We start from the raw sequence: 2,737 nt of genomic DNA, 5'->3' as shown, positions 1-2,737 counted from the left end.
CGGGCCCGCGGCGTCACACCGAAGATCGCCCGCAAGGGCACAGCCCATGGCTCCGGTCTGGGCAGGACCCGCTGGGTCGTCGAGCGGACCTTCGCCTGGCTCCACCAGTTCGAGCGGCTACGGATCCGCTACGAGATACGCGCCGATCTCCACCTCGCACTACTCCAACTCGCGTGCAGCATCATCTGCTTGAGACGCCTCCGAACCTCATTCTGAAACGATCAGTAAGGGCGGTCGTCCGACCGGGTTCGGCAGAGAGATCGACCGGCGCCGCAACGAAGGGGAGCGGACGATCGACCCTGAAGAGCCTACGTTTTTCACGGGACGGTCAACGTCGACTCGATCGGCTGTGGCTGCGTGCGGAGGTTCGCTCGCCGCTACTCCAGCAGGTGTTCCGCGTCGTCCGGAACCCAGGGGAAGGGGACGTTGGGCCATCGTGCGGTGGCCCACGCGTCGAGGTCGACGGCGAGAACGGCGTCGATGAAGACCTGTGGCGGTCGGTAGCCGTGTGCGGTGATGTAGTGCGTGATCAGGAACGGAGCGGCATAGGTGATGCCGGGCTCGCCCGGGATCCGTACCTCCCTGTTTCCTGCCGGGGCCTCTTGCTCAGGACACAGGTCGCACTCGTGCAGCCCGAGGCAGACGTTCATCGACTGGACCTTCTGAACAGCCTGCAGCTTCTGCACGAACACCGCGGGGACCGTTCCGGTCGAGTACGGCTTGCCGACTTCCAGCCATCCGATGCTCAGGCGGGTGTACGCCGGGCGGTACCAGAGGGCGTAGACGCCCGACTCCCTGTCCGTGAACGCATCCGCGTCCTGATGGGCGTACTCGCTGAGATCTTCGTAGAACACCCGCACATCATCAGCGCACCGCCTCGGTGACGCCCAAGCGATTCCACGGCCATCGGCCACGGCCTGAGGCTTGTCCCGCAAGTCTTTGCGGGCCTTCGCGGGTGCTGACGGTGGGCGGTCAGCGCCTCTCCATCAGTGTCGAGTAGGCCCTCTCAAGGCCTTGGGCGTAGCCGCCCCCCAACTCGACGTAGACGTGGCCGCTGGCCGCACAGGCTTCACGCAGGGCAGTGCTTTGTTCCCTGACCCACACGGCGATGTCCCGATAGGTGGTGTCATCGGCTCCGTCGAGCCAGTCCGGGGCGGCCCTCAAGTGTTCGGTGGTCAGCTCCGCGTTCCCAAGGAAGACGCAGCTCAGTGGTATCCCGAGACCAGCGGCGGCGGTGGCTGCCGCCGGCGTGACGATGTCGCCCTCGACCACGTAGCCGTCCAGGGGATCGGAGTCGTCGAGGCTCTCCGCGGTGGCACGGATGAACTCAACGAGGAAGGGCTGCGCCGGTACGGCCTTGTCCGGGTGCGTGCCGTGGCGCACGCCGTGCTGGGGCGCGGCGCGCTGCAGCATCGAAACCAGAGCGTCGGTCGGGCATCCCGGGATGCCGTCCCGTTCCAGCAGCATCCACGCGAGGGTGCTCTTGCCCACCCGTGGCGGGCCGCCTATCAGGTAGATCACGTGCAGACAGTACCCCCGGGCGGCAGTTCGGGTGATCTCGCGGTGGCAAAGCCGTGACCACACCTCCAGATCGGGCAGGTGAACGTGCGATGGGACGATCTTGGCCGCGGCTGGTGTGATCACGGCGTCGCAGCCGTCCTGGATAGCGCCGGTTTCACCGGGCTGAGCCCCCGCTGTCTCGGCAAGTTGGTGACGGTGCTGCGGCGTGCAGGTGCGGACGCGGTCCGCCGGGGCCGACCGTGGAGCCTGCCGCTGGGAGACCGGGTGCTGCTGGTCGCGGGCGTACTGGCGCACCAACTTGACGCTGCGCCAGCTCGCCTTGCTGTTCGGCATCTCGAAGTCCGAGGCCGTCGGGAGCAGATGGGCGGGGGCGGTGTGGGTGAGGAGTTTTCCGGCGTCCGGGGGTCGTGCCCGGGTGTGTCCGTGCTGTCTGGCTGATGTGGGGTGGGGGGCGTGTCGTGTGGGGTGGGTGTGCGCTTTTCCGAGTGCGTGGTGCAGCTTCCTGTGTCTTTTGTGGGGTGTGATGCCCAGAGCCGCACGATGGGTGTCGCGGACCGCCGGGGTGTGGTGCGTGCTGCCGTGGGAGAAGGTCGTCAGGAGCCGGACGGTGGTGATCCGGTCCCGTGTCGACGGATCGTTCGCCGGTGATGGTGCGGGCAGTGAGATGTGACGACGTGTGCCTGAACGGAGCTTGCTTTTCGCGCAATGCGGGAAGGAGGCCGACGCCGGCGATCGCCGGCAGCAGGGGAGCGTGATCGGTGTGCTGTCGGGGGCGGTTTCCATGCGCGCCGATCCGTAGCCGGAGGGCAGCACAAGGGCCGTCGATGCCGGGCCTGTTCCCCTTCTGCGCTGGTGCCACGGTGCGGGTTGTGTTTGCTTCCACTGCGCCCCCCTTGTGTTGGTGTTTCTGTCGGCAGGTGTCAGCGCGTGTATGCGACAGCTCTCGCCGTGTTGCCGGTGCGTGGGGTGTCGCGGCGCGGTGTGGGCTGTGGTTCGCGTTTTGCATGTTTGTTTGGGGGTGGGGTGGGAGAGTTGATCCCGAGGGCTGGTCGGCCGAGTTGTTGGCGGGGCGGCCGGTTTTCTTCGTCGTTCTGAACGGAGCAGGAGCCTGCTGTTGCGCATCTACGCCGAGATTCCCGCACGCCGGAACCGTCAGGTGTTCGTGGACCTTGTCGCTGTGGCCCTGATCGTCTTCACGGTGTGGGCGGCTTTCTTC

General features: G+C 66.8%; 3 protein-coding genes and 1 pseudogene. 2 read left to right on the top strand and 2 right to left on the bottom strand.

Translation table 11 applies throughout. The features are described 5' to 3' along the window. Window positions 1-216 (top strand): transposase (locus ACIPJI_RS36480; protein ID WP_402251272.1); only part of this gene is annotated, 216 nt, incomplete at its 5' end. A gap of 161 nt (window positions 217-377) precedes the next feature. Here ACIPJI_RS36480 and ACIPJI_RS36475 read toward each other — a convergent pair. Both ACIPJI_RS36475 and ACIPJI_RS36470 read right to left on the bottom strand, forming a co-directional pair. Continuing rightward, entirely contained in the window at window positions 378-854 is a 477-nt protein-coding gene (locus ACIPJI_RS36475) for a hypothetical protein (protein WP_356625350.1), read from the bottom strand. Window positions 855-972: 118 nt separating this feature from the next. Next, window positions 973-1,521, bottom strand: coding sequence for a hypothetical protein (locus ACIPJI_RS36470; protein ID WP_402251270.1), 549 nt, complete (start codon window positions 1,519-1,521; stop codon window positions 973-975). A 100-nt stretch (window positions 1,522-1,621) separates the two neighbouring features. On the opposite strand from ACIPJI_RS36470, the pseudogene ACIPJI_RS36465 reads away from it, so the two are divergent. Then, window positions 1,622-1,870, top strand: a pseudogene (locus tag ACIPJI_RS36465) (transposase family protein); the annotation flags it as partial. Window positions 1,871-2,737: the final 867 nt, after the last annotated feature.

The sequence above is a fragment of the Streptomyces sp. NPDC086835 genome, from assembly GCF_044745705.1.
In the GTDB taxonomy this organism is placed as follows: domain Bacteria; phylum Actinomycetota; class Actinomycetes; order Streptomycetales; family Streptomycetaceae; genus Streptomyces.
This window is presented reverse-complemented; position numbering and strand designations above follow the sequence as displayed.